This window comes from Loigolactobacillus rennini DSM 20253, assembly GCF_001436505.1.
Lineage (GTDB): Bacteria > Bacillota > Bacilli > Lactobacillales > Lactobacillaceae > Loigolactobacillus > Loigolactobacillus rennini.
This window is the reverse complement of the sequence record NZ_AYYI01000016.1, coordinates 16384-32160: the sequence shown is the minus strand read 5'-3', so window position 1 is coordinate 32160 and position 15777 is coordinate 16384. Positions and strand designations below refer to the sequence as shown.

Here is a 15777-nt window from a genome sequence, read left to right as displayed (position 1 = left end):
CGAGGAGATCTCCAAAGGATAGAAACTATCCTTCAACACCATTTGACAAACTTCCTAATTATTTTAATCACTAATATACGCGTCTACTGTTTTACTCGTGCTAAGAAGTAACGTTTTTTACCCCGGCGGACCAGCACAAAGCGACCGGAAAAAGCAGCGGTAGGATCTAATTCAAAATCAACGTCACGGATCCGTTGACCATTAACCGTGATCGCACCGTTAGTGACGTCTTCGCGGGCACGGCGCTTTGAGGATTCGATTTTTGTGTCCACTAACCATTGCACAATGTTAGCTTTAGCAGCGGAGACATCAACGGAGGGCACATCATGGAAGCCTTGTTCGATTTCAGCAGCAGTTAGCGACGTGACATCCCCAGAAAATAGTGCTTGTGAAATGTGTTCTGCTTCATCAACTGCTTGCTGCCCATGAACAAATTTTGTCACTTCTTGGGCTAACCGCCGTTGTGCTTCCCGTTTTTCCGGTTCCTGTTTAACTTTTTCTGCTAAGGCCGCAATTTCATCCTGATCCAAGAAAGTGAAGTACTTCAAGTAGCGGATCACATCACGATCATCTTGATTCAACCAAAATTGGTAAAATTCGTAGGGCGTAGTCCGCTTGGGATCTAACCAAATGGCGCCCCCAGCAGTTTTACCAAATTTAGTGCCATCAGCTTTTAGCATCAGCGGAATCGTCAGGCCAAACACTTTGGCGTCAGCACCTGCTTGTCGGTGGATCAAATCTGTCCCGGCAGTAATGTTGCCCCACTGGTCGGCACCGCCAATTTGTAACTGTACATTGTGGTGCTGGTACAAGTAAAGAAAGTCCACCGACTGCAAAATCTGGTAAGTGAATTCGGTAAACGAGATCCCCACTTCTAGCCGGCTAGCCACAATTTCCTTATTCAACATGGTGTTTACGTTAAAGAGTTTTCCGTAATCCCGTAAGAAATCCAGCAGCGACATTTTTGACAACCAATCATAATTATCCACCACTGTGAAGTTTTCTGTTCCAAACAACTTCACTAATTGCGCAGTCAGGTGTTCTTTATTCTTTTTCACTTGGTCCATAGTTTGCAATTTCCGCTCAGAGTTTTTGCCAGAAGGATCCCCGATGGCACCAGTCCCACCACCAATGACGATAACTGGATGGTGGCCTGCTAATTGAAATCTCTTTAGCATCATGAAAGGAATTAAGTGGCCAATGTGCAAGCTATCGCCTGTTGGGTCAGTGCCACAGTAAACGCCAATTGCTTTTTGTTGCGTCAATTCTTTTAACCCGGCCTCATCGGTTACCTGGTTAACCGCACCGCGCCATTTCAGTTCTGAAATAATATCTGTCATCCTAATATCCTCCTTAAGTTAAACCATAAAAAAAGTCCCTGACCAAAATGATCAGGGACGAAATTTCCGCGTTACCACCCAAGTTATGGTTGTGACACCATCACTTTACATGTAAAACGACATGTGCGTGCACACGCTTCTTCTAAAGGTGTAATTCGTCTGTTAGCTGCTATCAGTTCCCAGCCACCACTGACTTTCTGTGTTGCGACACTAACCGACTACTGTCCTTTAACGTGTTCTATGAAATTAAGTTCAATATAACCTAGTCGATTTCTCCTGTCAAGCCAAGAAATGAACATCATTCCAACGTTCAGTCTTAAAATGCTGTCCGTCCGTGCTAGTTAACACGCTGATGCTAGCATTATCCAAATATGGCCGCTGCATGATTTCAGGCACTGAAAATCCTTGTGCCGTCTTCAGCATCAACGTCAACATCATGCCGTGGCCCACCACTAATAATCGTTGTTGCGGATACGCCGTGACGGTTTGTTGTAAAAAATTGCGCCCCCGTTTTAAAACCGACGCAAACGTTTCGCCGTGAAACGAACTCGGATCGTAGGTTAACGGTGCTGCGCGTAGCTTTTGAATGGCTGGATCCTGAAAACACGCGGTTACCGGCTGTCCTTCCCAATCACCAAAACTCATTTCATGTAAGTTGGGAACAACTTGTAAAGGCAACGGGTTGTGCTGCTGAGCTAAGTTTTCCTGTAAAACCAGTTTAGCTGTAGTCTGTGCCCGTTTTTGCGGACTGACAAGTACCTGATCAAACTTGGTCGCCTGCAGTTCACGTCCAGCTGCTTTTGCACCAGCAACACCAGCCGCCGTTAATGGCGTATCAACGTGAGCGCCGTTAACTTTCTTTTCCTGATTAATCACCGTTTCGCCGTGGCGAATAAAATAAAGCTCCGTCATGTTTGCCCGCTCCTTTTTTGGTTGCTTCTCCTCCATTATAGAATAGCGCTTCCATGAAGTCATCAGTTTTCATAAACAAAATTAAGTAAAAAAATAGCAGCTGCAACAAAAGTAAGTTTTTCGTCACAACCACCTTTTTGATTATGAAAGTTAGCCTAAAATCTGTGTCCGTAAAATTAGTCCGCAGCAACCGGTAATTCATCAATGAATTTTTCCACTTGCTGTTTAGTCTTACGGTCTTTATTGACAAACCGGCCCAATTCCTTGCCATCTTGAAAAGCAATGAAACTTGGAATACCGAATACATTCAAATCACGTGCTAAATCAATGTTTTCATCCCGATCAACCTTTAAAAAGGTGTAGTCTGGATAATCTGCTTCGATTTCTGGCATTGCAGGTTTAATGAACGTGCAGTCTGGACACCAGCCAGCAGTGAAGAATAACATATACTTGCCGTTTTTGATTTTATCTAACAAGCCTGCTTTATCAACTTTTGGTAATGTTTGCATCAACAATCTTCCCTTCTATATAAACGCTAGTATACTTATATTCTAACTAGGTTAGCTGCAAAAAGCAATTCACTGACTTTTTGTAAGCTGAAAAACTGCACTAAAACGCTCATCGCTCTGATATATCAAACTGGGCCGCATTAATTAAGCCAATGCTTGCAAACCACAGACAATTCTTTGAGCATTGATAAGCTTTGATATATCTTAGTATCACACTTATCGACAATAACTCCCTTAGCTTAAATTCATGTTTTAATCGATTAGCCATCATTGTCATAAACTTCAATTATTGTGAATGATATCATTTGCATGTTTACTTTTAAGCAAACACATGTTTATTGATATTACAAGCATGTAACAAATAAAAAACAGTCACGCAATCTATATCCTACATTTTTCTTGAAAATTAGACCAGTACTGAGCAAAACAATTTTTATATTTTATTTTGCTTGCTAAAAATATTACAGAATGATAACAATTTCTAGGAGTGCTAGTCTTTTATAAAGGGATATGCTATTATGAAAATGAACTTGAGAGTTCTGGATAGGCCTATCTGGCCTGCGTAAACGGCTTTAATTTTCGACATATCTTTTATATTATTAATATATTTCATAAACATATTGCAAAACGGCTAGCACAATTGTGCTAGCCGTTTTCTTTATTTGTTTTATGCTGATCTTGTTTCGGCGCAGGCAACCGCCGTTGATGCGGTCGAAACAGACGCCGCCATAACCGTACGAACCAATTTTTTCGTTGCGCTTTGTGTGTGGCGTGTGCGGTTAACGCGGCCAGCGATTGAGCCGTTTGCTGGTTGGCAGTGCTGTTAGCCGCGCTAACTTGGTCCGCAAATTGATGCAGTGCGGCTTGGTCAGTTTGCATCTTTGCCAGTAATTGCTTCACCGTCGCCTGATCACTTTGGACTTGCGCAACCAGTTGCGCCAAACTGGTAACGTCTAACGCATCCGCTGCTGAAGTGGTCCCTTGTGCCGTTTCCGATTGCTGCATTTGTGTTGACCCAGTCGCCGATTTAGTGACTTGTGCACTTGATGAATGCAGCGACTGGGCGGCTGTTGTGTCAAACTCCGCATCAGCAGAAGTTAACTGCGCAGCTGCGGCACTATCAAAAGTATCAGTCTCCTCACTAGGCGCTTGTGCAACTTGCACTGCTTGGGCGGAATTCTTCGGTGCCTTAGCAGAAGCCGGTTGAAAATCCCGCGTTGCTGCCTGGTGCGCTGTGTCAGAAATCGCCGCCGCTTCAAAACTAGCTGCTGTTGACTGGGGTGGCAGCGCCTGATTAATATTCGAGTGAGCCACAGTCGAATGTGCCTGTTTGGGTGTGGCATCTGATTCCACCACATCAACTGCAGTTAACTGACGTGGTATGTTTGCACTAGCCAGTGAATCATCACCAAAATCGATCGTACCAAAATTATTTCCTGTAGCACGACTAGGCGCAGCAGCACTGTCGTTAGCACTTAGCGGCGGTTGTTTAATGTGATGTGCTTTTCGATAGGCAACTAAATCATAGCCGCAATGCGCACAAACTTGATCAGTCAGTGTAATTGGACGACCACATTTCGGGCAAATGAATTCACCCACACCTAAACTGCCAAAATCCATGGCCCACATTTTTTTCGCAATTTTTTTCACACAACATCCCCCGCCATCACCGGTTCACTTTTAACGATTTCGCTACTTAAACAATAGCACGAAACCCGACTAGCGACAATTGGCGGCGGTGATTTTTTAACGAACAACCAAAGAACCTTTTTCAAGGTTCTTTTTCATGTTAAAATAAGAACAACTGTTCGATTTTTAAATAAGTGAGGTGCCCCATGCGAATCACGGATTTTTTGGCGATGATTGCCGATTTAAACCGCAATTTTTTTGTCTTTTACGAATTCGGTGCTAACCAGCACGGCAAGCGAACGGAAGAGGTGGACCATGTCATCTACATTAAACTTAGCGGCCTGCACGTCGTTAACGCGCCGCAAAAACAAGCCATCCTAGAAACCGATGCCCGGCGGCAGACTTTAAGGTTGTGGGAACTGGCGGTATTACTGCGTCAACACCAGTTACGGCGCTACCTTTACGTTACTTATCGGGGTCAGCAGCACGCTCTTTTTGGCTTTCGCGTTGAAAAAAATCGGATTTTACTGGGTTAACCTTTTGAAGGAGTTTTAAATCAATGCGTAAAAGACGGCAAAAGCGCGCCACTTCTGTTTTAATTTTACTCTTAGTCTTTATCGGAAGTTTTATCGGAATTAAGCCGCAGCAGGCACAGCAATTGTGGCAAACAGCGCAGCAGCTGCTAGTGCCTGCGCAAACCACCAAGCAACAGACCACGACCACGGCAGATCAATTAGCCAATTTAAACTATCAATCTGGTAAAAGCGCGGTGATCGCTGTCAACCACAATCGTGCCACATTAGATCCAAAAAGTTGGCGCCAAAATCAAGTGATCTACGCTGATTTAGACCGGCTAAACCGCACTAGTGGCGCCAACATCGCTTATTTGCAGCAGCGTAATGTGGCAGATGATGCTTTGCGAGTCCAACAAACAGTCCGCCCGACCGGCTGGCACCAAAAATTTTCCGGTCGGCAAGCCATTTTAAATCGGGGCCATTTAGTTGCCTATTCCATTTCTAAAGGTATTAGTGTCGCCGGCACTTACGATCCCCATCAACAAAGTGGTGACCAAAACAACGTTAAAAATTTATTTACCCAAACTGCTTTTAGCAATCAGCGGTTGCAAACCGTTTACGAAGCTAAAGTCCGCAACGCACTGCGGGCCGGCAAAAAAGTCATCTACCGGCCGCACGCCATTTTTCGTGGTCAAGAATTGATGCCGCGCGGCGTTCATCTACAAGCCATCAGCACTGATGGCAGTTTGAATTTCAACGTTTACATTTATAATGTCCAGCCTGGATTCATCTTCAATTATCAAACTGGTACTAGCCAAAAAGCAGCCGATCAACAAGTTCCGGACACAACAATTTAAATCACGTTCTAATGCCCACTGAGCTAAAGGTGCTGAGTGAGCATTTTTTTATTGCTTTAGCTGGTTCACGGTGTTAGTAATTGCACCACATCGTCCACTTAAACGTGCTGGTGCAGGCAATTGTCTCCGCTTAGCTACGCCAGCCAACACATTTGCTTCGCAAATAACTTGGCTGTCTAGGCTAATGCGCAACAACTAAGCGCTTGTTCCAGCACTCTTTTACTTTTGTCACCTTTTTGTCATTTAAATGTAATAAAATATCGCTTTTGTAATCTGCCTGTTACGCTGTCTACACATTTTCGTGCTAGAGTGGACTTATTATCTCGTTGATCGGTTTTCAGGAGGAGTCTGACATGAAGAAAAAGAACATTTTATTACTGAGTGCAACCACGCTGCTAGGTGTTATTGGTGCGTCTGGTCTAGCAACTAAAGCTAACGCGGCTACGGTCACGGTTAAACCTAATGATACAGTTTGGGATTTTTCACAAGCGTATCATGTTTCCGTAGACCAAATTAAAACGGCCAATCACCTGCAAGGTGAAGATCCAATTATTTTAGTTGGCCAAAAATTAAACATTCCAACTAGCGGAGCGCAGCAAGCAACTTCAACAGCACAGCCTGATTGGAATCAACAGTTAGCCGCACAATCTACAGCTACGGCTTCGGCCCAAGCAGCTAGTGCAGCAGCACAATCTGCGGCTATTGCTTCTAATCAAGCAGCCAGTCAAGCAGCAGCCACGCAATCCGCTAATCAGGCAGCGGCAGAATCTGCCAATGCCGCTTCGGCTCAGGCAGCCAGTCAAGCGGCAACACAAGCAGCTAATGAAGCGGCAGCTAAATCCGCAGCAGCGGCTTCTGCCCAAGCAGTCAGTGCGGCAGCTCAGGAAGCTGCAACTAAATCTGCTAATGAAGTTGCAGCGCAATCTGCTGCTGCAGCGTCCGCCCAAGCAGCCAGCGCCGCAGCTCAGGAAGCTGCAACTAAATCTGCCAACGAGGCCGCAGCACAATCCGCAGCGGCTAAATCCGCGGCAGCTTCTCAACAAGCGGCCAGTCAAGCAGCGGTTGTTGCTTCTGCGCAAGCAGCCAGTGCGGCGGCACAATCTGCGGCCATTGCTTCTAATCAAGCAGCTAGTCAGGCAGCGGCCACCAAAGCGGCTAATGCAGCTGCGCAACAGGCAAATCAACAAGCTACAACCACACAGCAACAAAACACCACGACGACCAAATCCAGCAGCAATCAAACGGCTAATGGCAACTACACCTTTACTTATTACAATGCAACTCCAAATCAAGGCTGGGGAGACGCTAGCACTACCGCTGACGGGACTAGTACTGCCAGCGGTCGAGATGCCGACGGTTATTTAATTGCAGCAGCTGGTAGCAATATCGCCTTTGGCACGCACATCCAAACGCCTTACGGTGAAGCGGTTGTCCACGACCGGGGCGGTGCCGTTTCTGGTAATCACATCGATGTTTTGCAATAAAAGCAGTTTGTGAAACTATCAACCAATATGAATTGACAAAATTAATTTTAATTTTTTACCTTACTAATTTTTATCTGGACTTGATTGATTTTTCGCACACGCTTTTCCCCCGTGATAACGGGGATTTTATCTTAATCAACCTGCAAGCTTCATGAACTTCAAAAAAATTATCCGGTTAAGATTTAACTCTTAATCGGATAAATATTTATTGACAGGTATGTACCAAGTTGGTATAGTGAACCTGTAAACATAAGAAAACGACGATAGCAACTAGTAATAAGTGACAGTTTCCCAGAGAATTGGCGGTTAGTGGAAGCCAACAACTGTTAGTTATGAATCCACTGCTTAGTTTGATCTTCGAAAAGATCACGGTGAGACGATAGACTCGAGAGTATTGTTGGAAACCAACATAAATACGGGTGGTACCACGTTATCAACGTCCCATAATCTTCAAAATGAAGATTATGGGATTTTTTTATAAAATTAATTTATATAGAAAGAGGTCCTATAGATGATAAATCCAAAGACGATTCGCAAGCAGCCTGACATGGTTAAAGCAAAATTGGAAACCCGCGGCGTTGATCCTAGTGAAGTGGACGAGTACGTCACATTAGATCAACAAAACCGGGACACGTTAACTAAAGTTGAAAATCTCAAAAAAGAGAAAAACCAACTGACTAAGAAAATTAACGCCGCTGATCCGAAGTCTGAAGAAGGTCAAGCGTTGATCAAACAAGTAAAAGAAATGAACGCTAACATCGACAGTATGGCGGCTAGCCAAAAAGAAACCGCTGACCGGTTACACTACATCGCAGTCCGCTTACCAAACTTACCAGCTGATGATATTCCTGTCGGTCCAGACGAAGATAGCAACGTTGAAGTCCGTAAATGGGGCGACCTACCAGAATATGATTTTAAACCTAAAGCACATTGGGAAATCGGTGAAAACTCAGATATCCTTGATTTTGACCGTGCAGCTAAGGTTTCTGGCGCGCGTTTCGTTTATTACAAAAATGCAGGTGCTAAATTAGAACGTGCCGTTTACAACTTTATGTTGGACTTACACACGGAAGAACAAGGCTATCAAGAAATCATTCCGCCGTATTTAGTAAACAGCAAAACCATGTTTGGTACTGGCCAATTTCCGAAGTTTAAAGAAGACGTCTACACGGTTGAATCTACTGGAGTGACGCTGATCCCAACTGCCGAAGTCCCATTGACCAACTATTACAGCAACGAAATCTTAGACGAAGCTGACTTGCCAATTTACTTTACTGCATTGACCCCTTGCTTCCGTTCTGAAGCTGGTAGTGCCGGCCGAGATACTCGTGGTTTAATCCGGATGCACCAATTTAACAAAGTGGAAATGGTTAAATACAGTAAACCAGAAGATTCTTATAAAGAATTAGAAAAATTGACTCGCAACGCCACAGATATCTTGGAACGGCTAGAATTGCCTTACCACGTGATCACCCTTTCCACTGGGGACACTGGCTTTTCTTCCGCTAAAACTTATGACGTGGAAGTTTGGATGCCTGAACAAAAAGTTTACCGGGAAATCAGTTCTTGCTCCAACTGCCTAGACTTCCAGGCACGGCGGGCAATGATTCGTTACCGCAAAGAAGACGGCAGCGTTGATTATGTCCACACCTTAAACGGCTCCGGTTTAGCCGTTGGCCGGACAGTTGCCGCAATTTTGGAAAACAATCAACAAGCTGATGGCAGCGTGCGCGTACCTAAAGCATTGCAACCTTATTTGCGCGGTGTTGAAGTAATAAAATAAAATTATTATGAGAAATAATTATCAAAAGCGGTTTAAAAAACGTGACTAATGTTACTTTTTAAATGTTTGATTTGACAACGTTTAACCGCTAAAAGAGCCCTACGATGATGCAAAATCATGGTAGGGCTCTTATTTTTTCTCATTTTTAACTAAGTAAGCGCTTCATAATATTATTTTATTATCATGAAAGTATTCTATTTCGATGATAATATTTTCTCGTAGGCAAGGTTAGTTCCTTGTAACCTAGTTAGTTACTTTTTTCACATTGATAAGCTTATCAACCAACAACCGAATTCGGCCCTACGATTTTACTTACAACGGAGGTTTTAGCATGGAAATCATTTTGGGTGTGTTAGTATTATTAGCAGTGATAGCGGTAATGACGCTATTCACTTTCAAAGCCCCTAATGGCAAAAAAGCAATTGGCGCGCTGTCTGGTGCTGCTTGTGCAACTTTTCTCCCCCAAGCATTCTTAAGTTACGCAGTCGGTGGTGTCTTCCACGTCGATTTCATTAAACAAATCGGTGATGTGATGGGGTCACTTGGCGGTTTAGCCGCTGGTGCCCTAGTGCCACTGGCATTTGGAATCAGTCCTGTCTTTTCTATTTTACTTGGCGTTTCGCTATTAAAATTCAAATTGTTACCCGCATTTATTGCCGCTTACGTTGTGTCTTTTTTAATCAAGCAAATTCAAAAGCGCGTGACCGATGGCTTGGACTTGATTGTCGTGGTTTTGGTGGGTCCAATCTTAGTTAACGTAATCGCATCATTGATTTCGCCATTTGTGATTGGGATCCTACAAGTCATCGGCGGTACCATTACCACTGCCACTCATGGTAATCCATACGTCATGGGTGCCGTATTAGGCGGTATTATTCCACTAGTTGGGATGACGCCACTATCCTCGATGGTCCTTACCAGTTTGATCGGTTTAGTCGGCGTTCCAATGGCGATTGGTGCGTTAGGTTGTTTCGGAAACTCCATTTTAAACTTCAGTCTCTTTAGAAAGTTGAAATTTGGCAGTTCCACTGCTTTGGCGGTCACTATCGAACCGTTAACGCAAATTGACATCATCTCCGCTAATCCAGTGCCGATTTTCTTAACCAACATGGTGGCCGGCGCAATTAACGGGATCATCGTCACCGCCTTTGGTTTAGTGGTTAATGTCACCGGGATGGCAACCCCTTGGGCCGGTTTAATCGTGGTCTTCGGGATGAACCCAGTTGTTCAAACCTTGATGGCCGTTGCCCTCATCATGATTAACAGTACCATTTGGGCTTACATTGGTGCATTTATATTCAAGAATTTCAAAATTCACACTGTCGAAGAAATTCGCGGCGATGATTCTTTAGAAGAAGCATCCGCAAATTAAGACGAGCTTATAAAAAAGGAGCAGATTAAAATGTCAGCTAATTACAGAAGTGTTTTTGATATTATTGGCCCCGTTATGATTGGTCCTTCCAGCTCACACACTGCTGGAGCAGTCGCAATTGGCCGTGCTGCTAACCGGATTTTCCATGCAGAACCTACCGAAGTGGTGATCCATTACTACGAATCTTTCGCCCAAACGCACCAAGGTCACGGTACTGATTACGCCATCATCAGTGGGATCTTAGGTTTCGCACCAGATGACAGTCGCGTGCCAGATGCCATTACCATCGCAAAAAAGCGGGGCATTAAAGTCACGTTCATTGAAGAAGACGGTGATAGCCCAATTAACCACCCAAACACCGCCATCATCGAACTGCGCAACGCCGACCGCGAAGTCACCGTTTCTGGTTGCTCCATCGGCGGTGGTACCATTGAAATCCGTGAAATTAAAATGGATGGTTTTGACATCAAACCTAAAGGCCCGCTACCAATTTTGCTAATGCAGGGTCAAGCAGATGATCACCACGCTATGAGCGCCAAACTGGAAAAATTAACCAGCATTAATTCAGAAGCCACTTACCATGCCGGCGATGGCATTTTGTACGAATATGATCTGGAAAATCGCCTTAAAAATCAGGATTTAGATGATTTAGCCAAAGAACACAGCAAACTGGTTTACCTGTAAGGAGGTTATCGCATGTATATGAGTGTTAAAGAACTTGTCAAAGATTCAATGGACAAGCAAACCCCAATTTCAGAATTGATGATTCAGCAAGAAATGGCCAAAAATAAAGCCAGTCGCGAAGAAGTTTGGTCCACCATGGAACGGAATTTAGACGTGATGGAAGCCGCTGTCAAACGTGGTAGCGAAGGCAATGGTGTCTTTTCCAAAACCGGTTTAACCGGTGGCGAAGCCGTTTTGCTGAAAAAGTACCGCGAAAAAGGTCACACATTATCCGGCGATTTGATGATGGAAGCCGTTCAAAATGCCATTGCCACCAACGAAGTCAACGCGTCAATGGGTGTGGTTTGCGCCACCCCAACCGCTGGTTCAACTGGTACCTTACCAGGTGTGATTTTCGTCATTAAAAAACGCTTGAACTTGGATCACGACCAAATGGTACGCTTCTTATTCACTGCCGGGGCTTTCGGCATGGTCATCGCCAATAACGCTGGTATTGCCGGTGCTACAGGCGGTTGCCAAGCTGAAGTCGGCAGTGCCTCCGCCATGGGTGCCGCGGCAGCCGTTGAAATGGCCGGCGGTAACGCTGAACAAAGCGCCGAAGCCTTAGCCATGGCCATCAGTAACTTACTAGGTTTAGTTTGTGACCCAGTCGCTGGCTTAGTTGAATTGCCTTGCGTCAAACGGAACGCGATCGGCGCTGGCAATGCCTTGATCTCCGCTGATATGGCCTTAGCCGGCTTAACCAACAAAATCCCCGCTGATGAAGTCATCAGTGCTATGGATAAAATTGGTAAAGATTTGCCAAAAGCCTTACGTGAAACGGGCCAAGGTGGCTTGGCCGCAACGCCAACCGGTGTCAATATGAAGATGCGGATCTTCGGTAAAACCGTCGACGTCGGTGACGAAAACTAATTCGCCACAACCCCCTCTTTAACAGCAGTCTACCAAAAGAAACGCCCCAAGTGAGCACAGCCTTAAAGCTGTGCTCACTTGGGGCGTTTTTGTTCAATTTAATATTCATGGCGTTAGCTGAGTTCTTTTTTATCTGCGCTAACTGCTGTAAACGTGCTTTTGCAAGCAGCTTCTTCCGTCTAACTACAAAAAAGAAATCATCCGCTACGCGAATAATTTCTTTTTTTACGTTAGTACTCAGAAGCTAACCGCCTTTTTCCTACATTAACTGCCGTAAACGTGCCTTAGCAAGCAACTTCTTCCGTCTAACTGCAAAAGGAAATCATCCGCTGCGCGAATAATTTCCTTTTTGCGTTAGTACTCAGAAGCTAACCGCTTGCAAAAGCACTCTTTTTAATTAAATACCATGCCGCCGTCTATTAGTAAGGCTTGGCCGGTCATATAGTTGGAATCTGGGCCCGCTAAATAAGCAACGCAAGCTGCCACATCTTCAGGCTCGGATAATCGCCCTAATGCGATGTTTTGGGAGAATTGTTGCATCCCCCATTCATCATCCTTGCCTGCTTCTTGGCCGACTTGGTGTGCAATATCCATCATCATCGGCGTCTTCACGATTCCTGGGCAGTAGGCGTTTACCGTAATGCCCAGTGGTGCTAAGTCCCGTGCTGCTGTTTGCGTCACACCACGAACCGCGAATTTTGTGCCACTGTATAGTGCTAAGTTTGGATTGCCCACGTGACCTGCCTGCGATGAGGCATTGATGATCTTGCCACCGTGACCTAATTTTTGGAATGCCTTCTTAGCAGCCTGAATGCCCCAGTAAACACCACCAACGTTGATTGAATAAACCTTTTCAAATTGTTCTGGAGTGATGGTATCAATTGGCGTCGTTGGGCCAACACCCGCGTTATTGACAACCACATTCAAATCGCCGAGTTCAGTAACTGTTTTGTCAATTGCTGCAAAAACTTGATCACGCTTGGAAACATCCACTTTAATTGCAATTGCTTGACCATTTTGTTTCAATTCAGTCGCTGTTTGCTGAGCACCTTCTAAATTAAAATCAGCTACTGCAACTGCAAAACCATCGTGAACTAACCGTTGTGCGATCGCTTTACCAATTCCTTGCGCCGCACCGGTAACAAAAGCTACTTTTTTTGCCATTGATATTACCTCCTTACCGGATCAGTATATCATAATAGCGCTTTCAATCATATAGGTAGCGAAGTAATTCGTTTAACCTGCCAAAAATAAACCATTATTATACGTGTAATAGTTTGCTTAAGCACATGCTATTCAACAAGTTCACAGTTAATTTTTTGCACAGCAAATAAACTGCTACAAAACCTACAGCAGCAAGTTTTTAATCAAGATTAGTACACTAAAATTTACGTTATTGTTGATCCCATTTTTCTTCTTTTGTTGGCAATTCATTTTTTTCTGCTGCCGTCTTAACAGCCGTTTGCGCATGACGACAACCAAATTGATAAATAAAATAAAACCAGTCACCCACCAGCCACTGAGAGCCAATGAAAAAAAGCGCTTTCATTTTTAGCGGCACTAAAATAACAGTGAGCACCGTAAATAAAACTGCATAGCCTACAGGCAGCACCATGGCACTTTTAGCAGCAGCTTTACGAACACCTAATTGATATTGCAGGTAAATAATTAGCCCAATGACCAACAACAAGGCCACTACCGGAATGTAGTCGCTGAATGGCATGCCAAACCCCACCTTCCCAATTAACATGTGCAGTATAGCACAGGTGGTTGGCCAGCGCAATTTTTTCTCATTTATTTTTCATCTCGCGAAAAATTAAAAATGCGTCAACAGAAGGATTATAAATAATTATTAAGACAATAAAATGTTATAAAATAAGAAAATAAGTGTCTTTTATGAGAATAAAAGCGATTTTTTAATAATTAATCTTAAATTTGATAAAAAATTATCTTTAAATGGCGTCAAAACAGCATTTTTAACGCGTCACGTGCTCTCATTTTGTGTTATGATAGGTTTAATTCTAGTCAAGAAGGTGATGCTATGACCAAAGGAGAAGTCCAGCGCCGCTTACAACGAGAATTATTTACCGTGACGCGCAAATTTGAAATTCAAATTGATGATCGGTTATATACCGAAGCTGAATTTCAAAATTTAAAGCGGACATTATTGACTTTAAACCAATTAGGTTTAACGCCGGCCCAAATGCAACAAGTCACTGCTGGCTAATTTAGAAGTGAGGTGAAGCGCATGCAGTCAGACGTGCCGTCAGGTTCAAATCAGTCAAAAGTTAAATCAAAAAAGCGTGCTTGATCACAAATTTCGCAGCGAAGGCGAAATAATCTCAGTGATTAGGCACGCTTTTAAGTTACGCTTTTTTTGGTTTACCTTTTAACATGAACGCTAATGCTAGTCCAACTAATTCAACCACTAAGAAAGTGATGAACACGACCCGGTAGCCATGTAGATCGGCTGTGGCAGCTGCAGCGCCCCGGTGCAGCGCATTAGCTGTCGCGTTAGCTAAAATCAAAGTTGCCAGCGCAACGCCAGTGGAACCTAAAATTTGGCGTACAGTGGTAATGACCGCGGTGCCGTGGGCAATTAAATCATCAGGCAGTGAATTGGCCCCTAAAGTGACCGCCGGCATCATGACGAAGGCATTGCCGCCTTCGATCAAAGCGGCTAAAACCATCAGCGTCCACAAATTCATCTGCGCAGTGAACAACACCAGCAACAACCAGCCTAAACAGATCAGCAGCATCCCACTGAGCATCACTTTCCGGAAGCCAAAGTGGTCCGCTAACTTACCGGTTAACGGGTTGAGAATACTCAGGACAACCGCACCAGGCACCAGCGCCATACCAGAAATAAATGGTGTAACGCCCAACACGTTTTGGTAATACAACGGAAAGATAATGGTAACAACGATTAACGCAATGTAAGAAATCGCCGTTAACAGCACTGCTAAGTCGTAGTTAAACGTCTTTAGCACCCGTAACTCCAGTAACGGTTGGTCCAGCCGAAATTGCCGCAGGACAAAAATTGCAAGTGCAATCACACTAATCACTAATAGCGCCCAATTTAACGGCCAGTTAACGCCCGTTTTACCAATTTGGTTCACAACGTACAACACGCCAATGATCCCCATAGAGCAGATGATCGAAATAAAATCAATGCTGGAAGGCGCCAGGCGCATGACGCTTTTAATGGTAAAGAAACTGGCGATGAAAACCAAGGTGATGATGGTGAGAAAGACTAGGAATAACCCTTGCCAAGTGGTGTAGCGCAAGACGATCCCAGAAATAATCGGTCCGACGGCTAACGCAGAACCCATGACCAAACCAGCAACTCCCATGGTGCTGCCCCGCTGCTTAGTCGGTGTAATGGTTAACATGACAGACTGGTAAGAGGGAAATAACACGCCCACGGCGATGGCTTCCAAAACCCGGCCGGTCATCATGATCGCAAAATTTGGCGCCAATAAAATGATTAACGTTCCAACATCAAATAGCAGTAAAATCCCCATGAATAATTGCTTAAACGGAATATTTTTTAATAACCAGGGACTGACAGGCATCATCACACTCATAACCAACATAAAACCAGTGGTAAGCCACTGAACCGTCGATGCCGGTAAATTAAAGTAACGCATCAAGGTTGGATACGCCGTCGAGAGCGAAGACTGACTGATGGACATGGTAAAGGTTCCTGCCAACAATACCGCGATAAACCAAAAGCGGTGCTGTTTGACTAATGTGTTTGACTTTGTCTGCATGTAACTT

15 protein-coding genes are annotated in these 15777 nt (G+C 44.3%); 8 read left to right on the top strand and 7 right to left on the bottom strand.

The genetic code is table 11. From position 1 onward, the window contains the following. Positions 1-83: 83 nt before the first annotated feature. From tyrS to FC24_RS02590, 4 genes are all read right to left on the bottom strand, one after another. Positions 84-1340: a tyrosine--tRNA ligase gene (gene tyrS, locus FC24_RS02605; protein ID WP_057873321.1), complete on the bottom strand. Its 1257-nt coding sequence runs from the start codon at positions 1338-1340 to the stop codon at positions 84-86. 279 nt (positions 1341-1619) lie between these two features. Continuing rightward, a complete protein-coding gene (locus tag FC24_RS02600) occupies positions 1620-2252 on the bottom strand; it encodes a histidine phosphatase family protein (protein ID WP_057873320.1) in 633 nt (210 codons plus the stop codon). A gap of 176 nt (positions 2253-2428) precedes the next feature. Further along, on the bottom strand, positions 2429-2761 hold the full coding sequence (locus FC24_RS02595) for a thioredoxin family protein (RefSeq protein ID WP_057873319.1): 333 nt from the start codon (positions 2759-2761) through the stop codon (positions 2429-2431). Positions 2762-3406: 645 nt separating this feature from the next. Continuing rightward, positions 3407-4411, bottom strand: coding sequence for a zinc ribbon domain-containing protein (locus FC24_RS02590; protein ID WP_057873318.1), 1005 nt, complete (start codon positions 4409-4411; stop codon positions 3407-3409). A gap of 185 nt (positions 4412-4596) precedes the next feature. On the opposite strand from FC24_RS02590, the gene FC24_RS02585 reads away from it, so the two are divergent. The 7 genes from FC24_RS02585 (at position 4597) to sdaAA (ending at position 11997) form a co-directional block, all read left to right on the top strand. Beyond that, the gene (locus tag FC24_RS02585; RefSeq protein WP_235807297.1) at positions 4597-4926 is read left to right on the top strand and encodes a hypothetical protein; all 330 of its coding nucleotides are present in this window, start codon (positions 4597-4599) and stop codon (positions 4924-4926) included. Between the two features lie 23 nt (positions 4927-4949). Beyond that, positions 4950-5762, top strand: coding sequence for a DNA/RNA non-specific endonuclease (locus FC24_RS02580; RefSeq protein ID WP_057873317.1), 813 nt, complete (start codon positions 4950-4952; stop codon positions 5760-5762). Positions 5763-6115: 353 nt separating this feature from the next. Continuing rightward, positions 6116-7246 carry a LysM peptidoglycan-binding domain-containing protein gene (locus FC24_RS02575; protein WP_057873316.1) on the top strand — a complete coding sequence of 377 codons (1131 nt, stop codon included), beginning with the start codon at positions 6116-6118 and terminating at the stop codon, positions 7244-7246. A 511-nt stretch (positions 7247-7757) separates the two neighbouring features. Continuing rightward, positions 7758-9029, top strand: a complete 1272-nt coding sequence (gene serS / locus FC24_RS02570; RefSeq protein ID WP_057873315.1) for a serine--tRNA ligase — start codon at positions 7758-7760, stop codon at positions 9027-9029. Positions 9030-9360: 331 nt separating this feature from the next. Continuing rightward, a complete protein-coding gene (locus FC24_RS02565; protein ID WP_057873314.1) occupies positions 9361-10401 on the top strand; it encodes a PTS sugar transporter subunit IIC in 1041 nt (346 codons plus the stop codon). A 30-nt stretch (positions 10402-10431) separates the two neighbouring features. Continuing rightward, positions 10432-11085: an L-serine ammonia-lyase, iron-sulfur-dependent subunit beta gene (sdaAB, locus tag FC24_RS02560; protein ID WP_057873313.1), complete on the top strand. Its 654-nt coding sequence runs from the start codon at positions 10432-10434 to the stop codon at positions 11083-11085. Positions 11086-11097: 12 nt separating this feature from the next. After that, entirely contained in the window at positions 11098-11997 is a 900-nt protein-coding gene (gene sdaAA, locus FC24_RS02555) for an L-serine ammonia-lyase, iron-sulfur-dependent, subunit alpha (RefSeq protein ID WP_057873312.1), read from the top strand. A gap of 393 nt (positions 11998-12390) precedes the next feature. On the opposite strand, the gene FC24_RS02550 is transcribed toward sdaAA, so the two are convergent. Both FC24_RS02550 and FC24_RS02545 read right to left on the bottom strand, forming a co-directional pair. Beyond that, positions 12391-13161, bottom strand: a complete 771-nt coding sequence (locus FC24_RS02550; protein WP_057873311.1) for a (S)-acetoin forming diacetyl reductase — start codon at positions 13159-13161, stop codon at positions 12391-12393. Positions 13162-13390: 229 nt separating this feature from the next. Next, the gene (locus tag FC24_RS02545; protein ID WP_057873310.1) at positions 13391-13720 is read right to left on the bottom strand and encodes a hypothetical protein; all 330 of its coding nucleotides are present in this window, start codon (positions 13718-13720) and stop codon (positions 13391-13393) included. Between the two features lie 318 nt (positions 13721-14038). Here FC24_RS02545 and FC24_RS02540 point away from each other — a divergent pair, with 318 nt between their 5' ends. Further along, entirely contained in the window at positions 14039-14224 is a 186-nt protein-coding gene (locus tag FC24_RS02540; protein ID WP_057873309.1) for a hypothetical protein, read from the top strand. A gap of 139 nt (positions 14225-14363) precedes the next feature. Here FC24_RS02540 and FC24_RS02535 read toward each other — a convergent pair whose 3' ends face one another. Next, complete coding sequence (locus FC24_RS02535; RefSeq protein WP_057873308.1) at positions 14364-15770, bottom strand: DHA2 family efflux MFS transporter permease subunit; 1407 nt, start codon at positions 15768-15770, stop codon at positions 14364-14366. Positions 15771-15777: the final 7 nt, after the last annotated feature.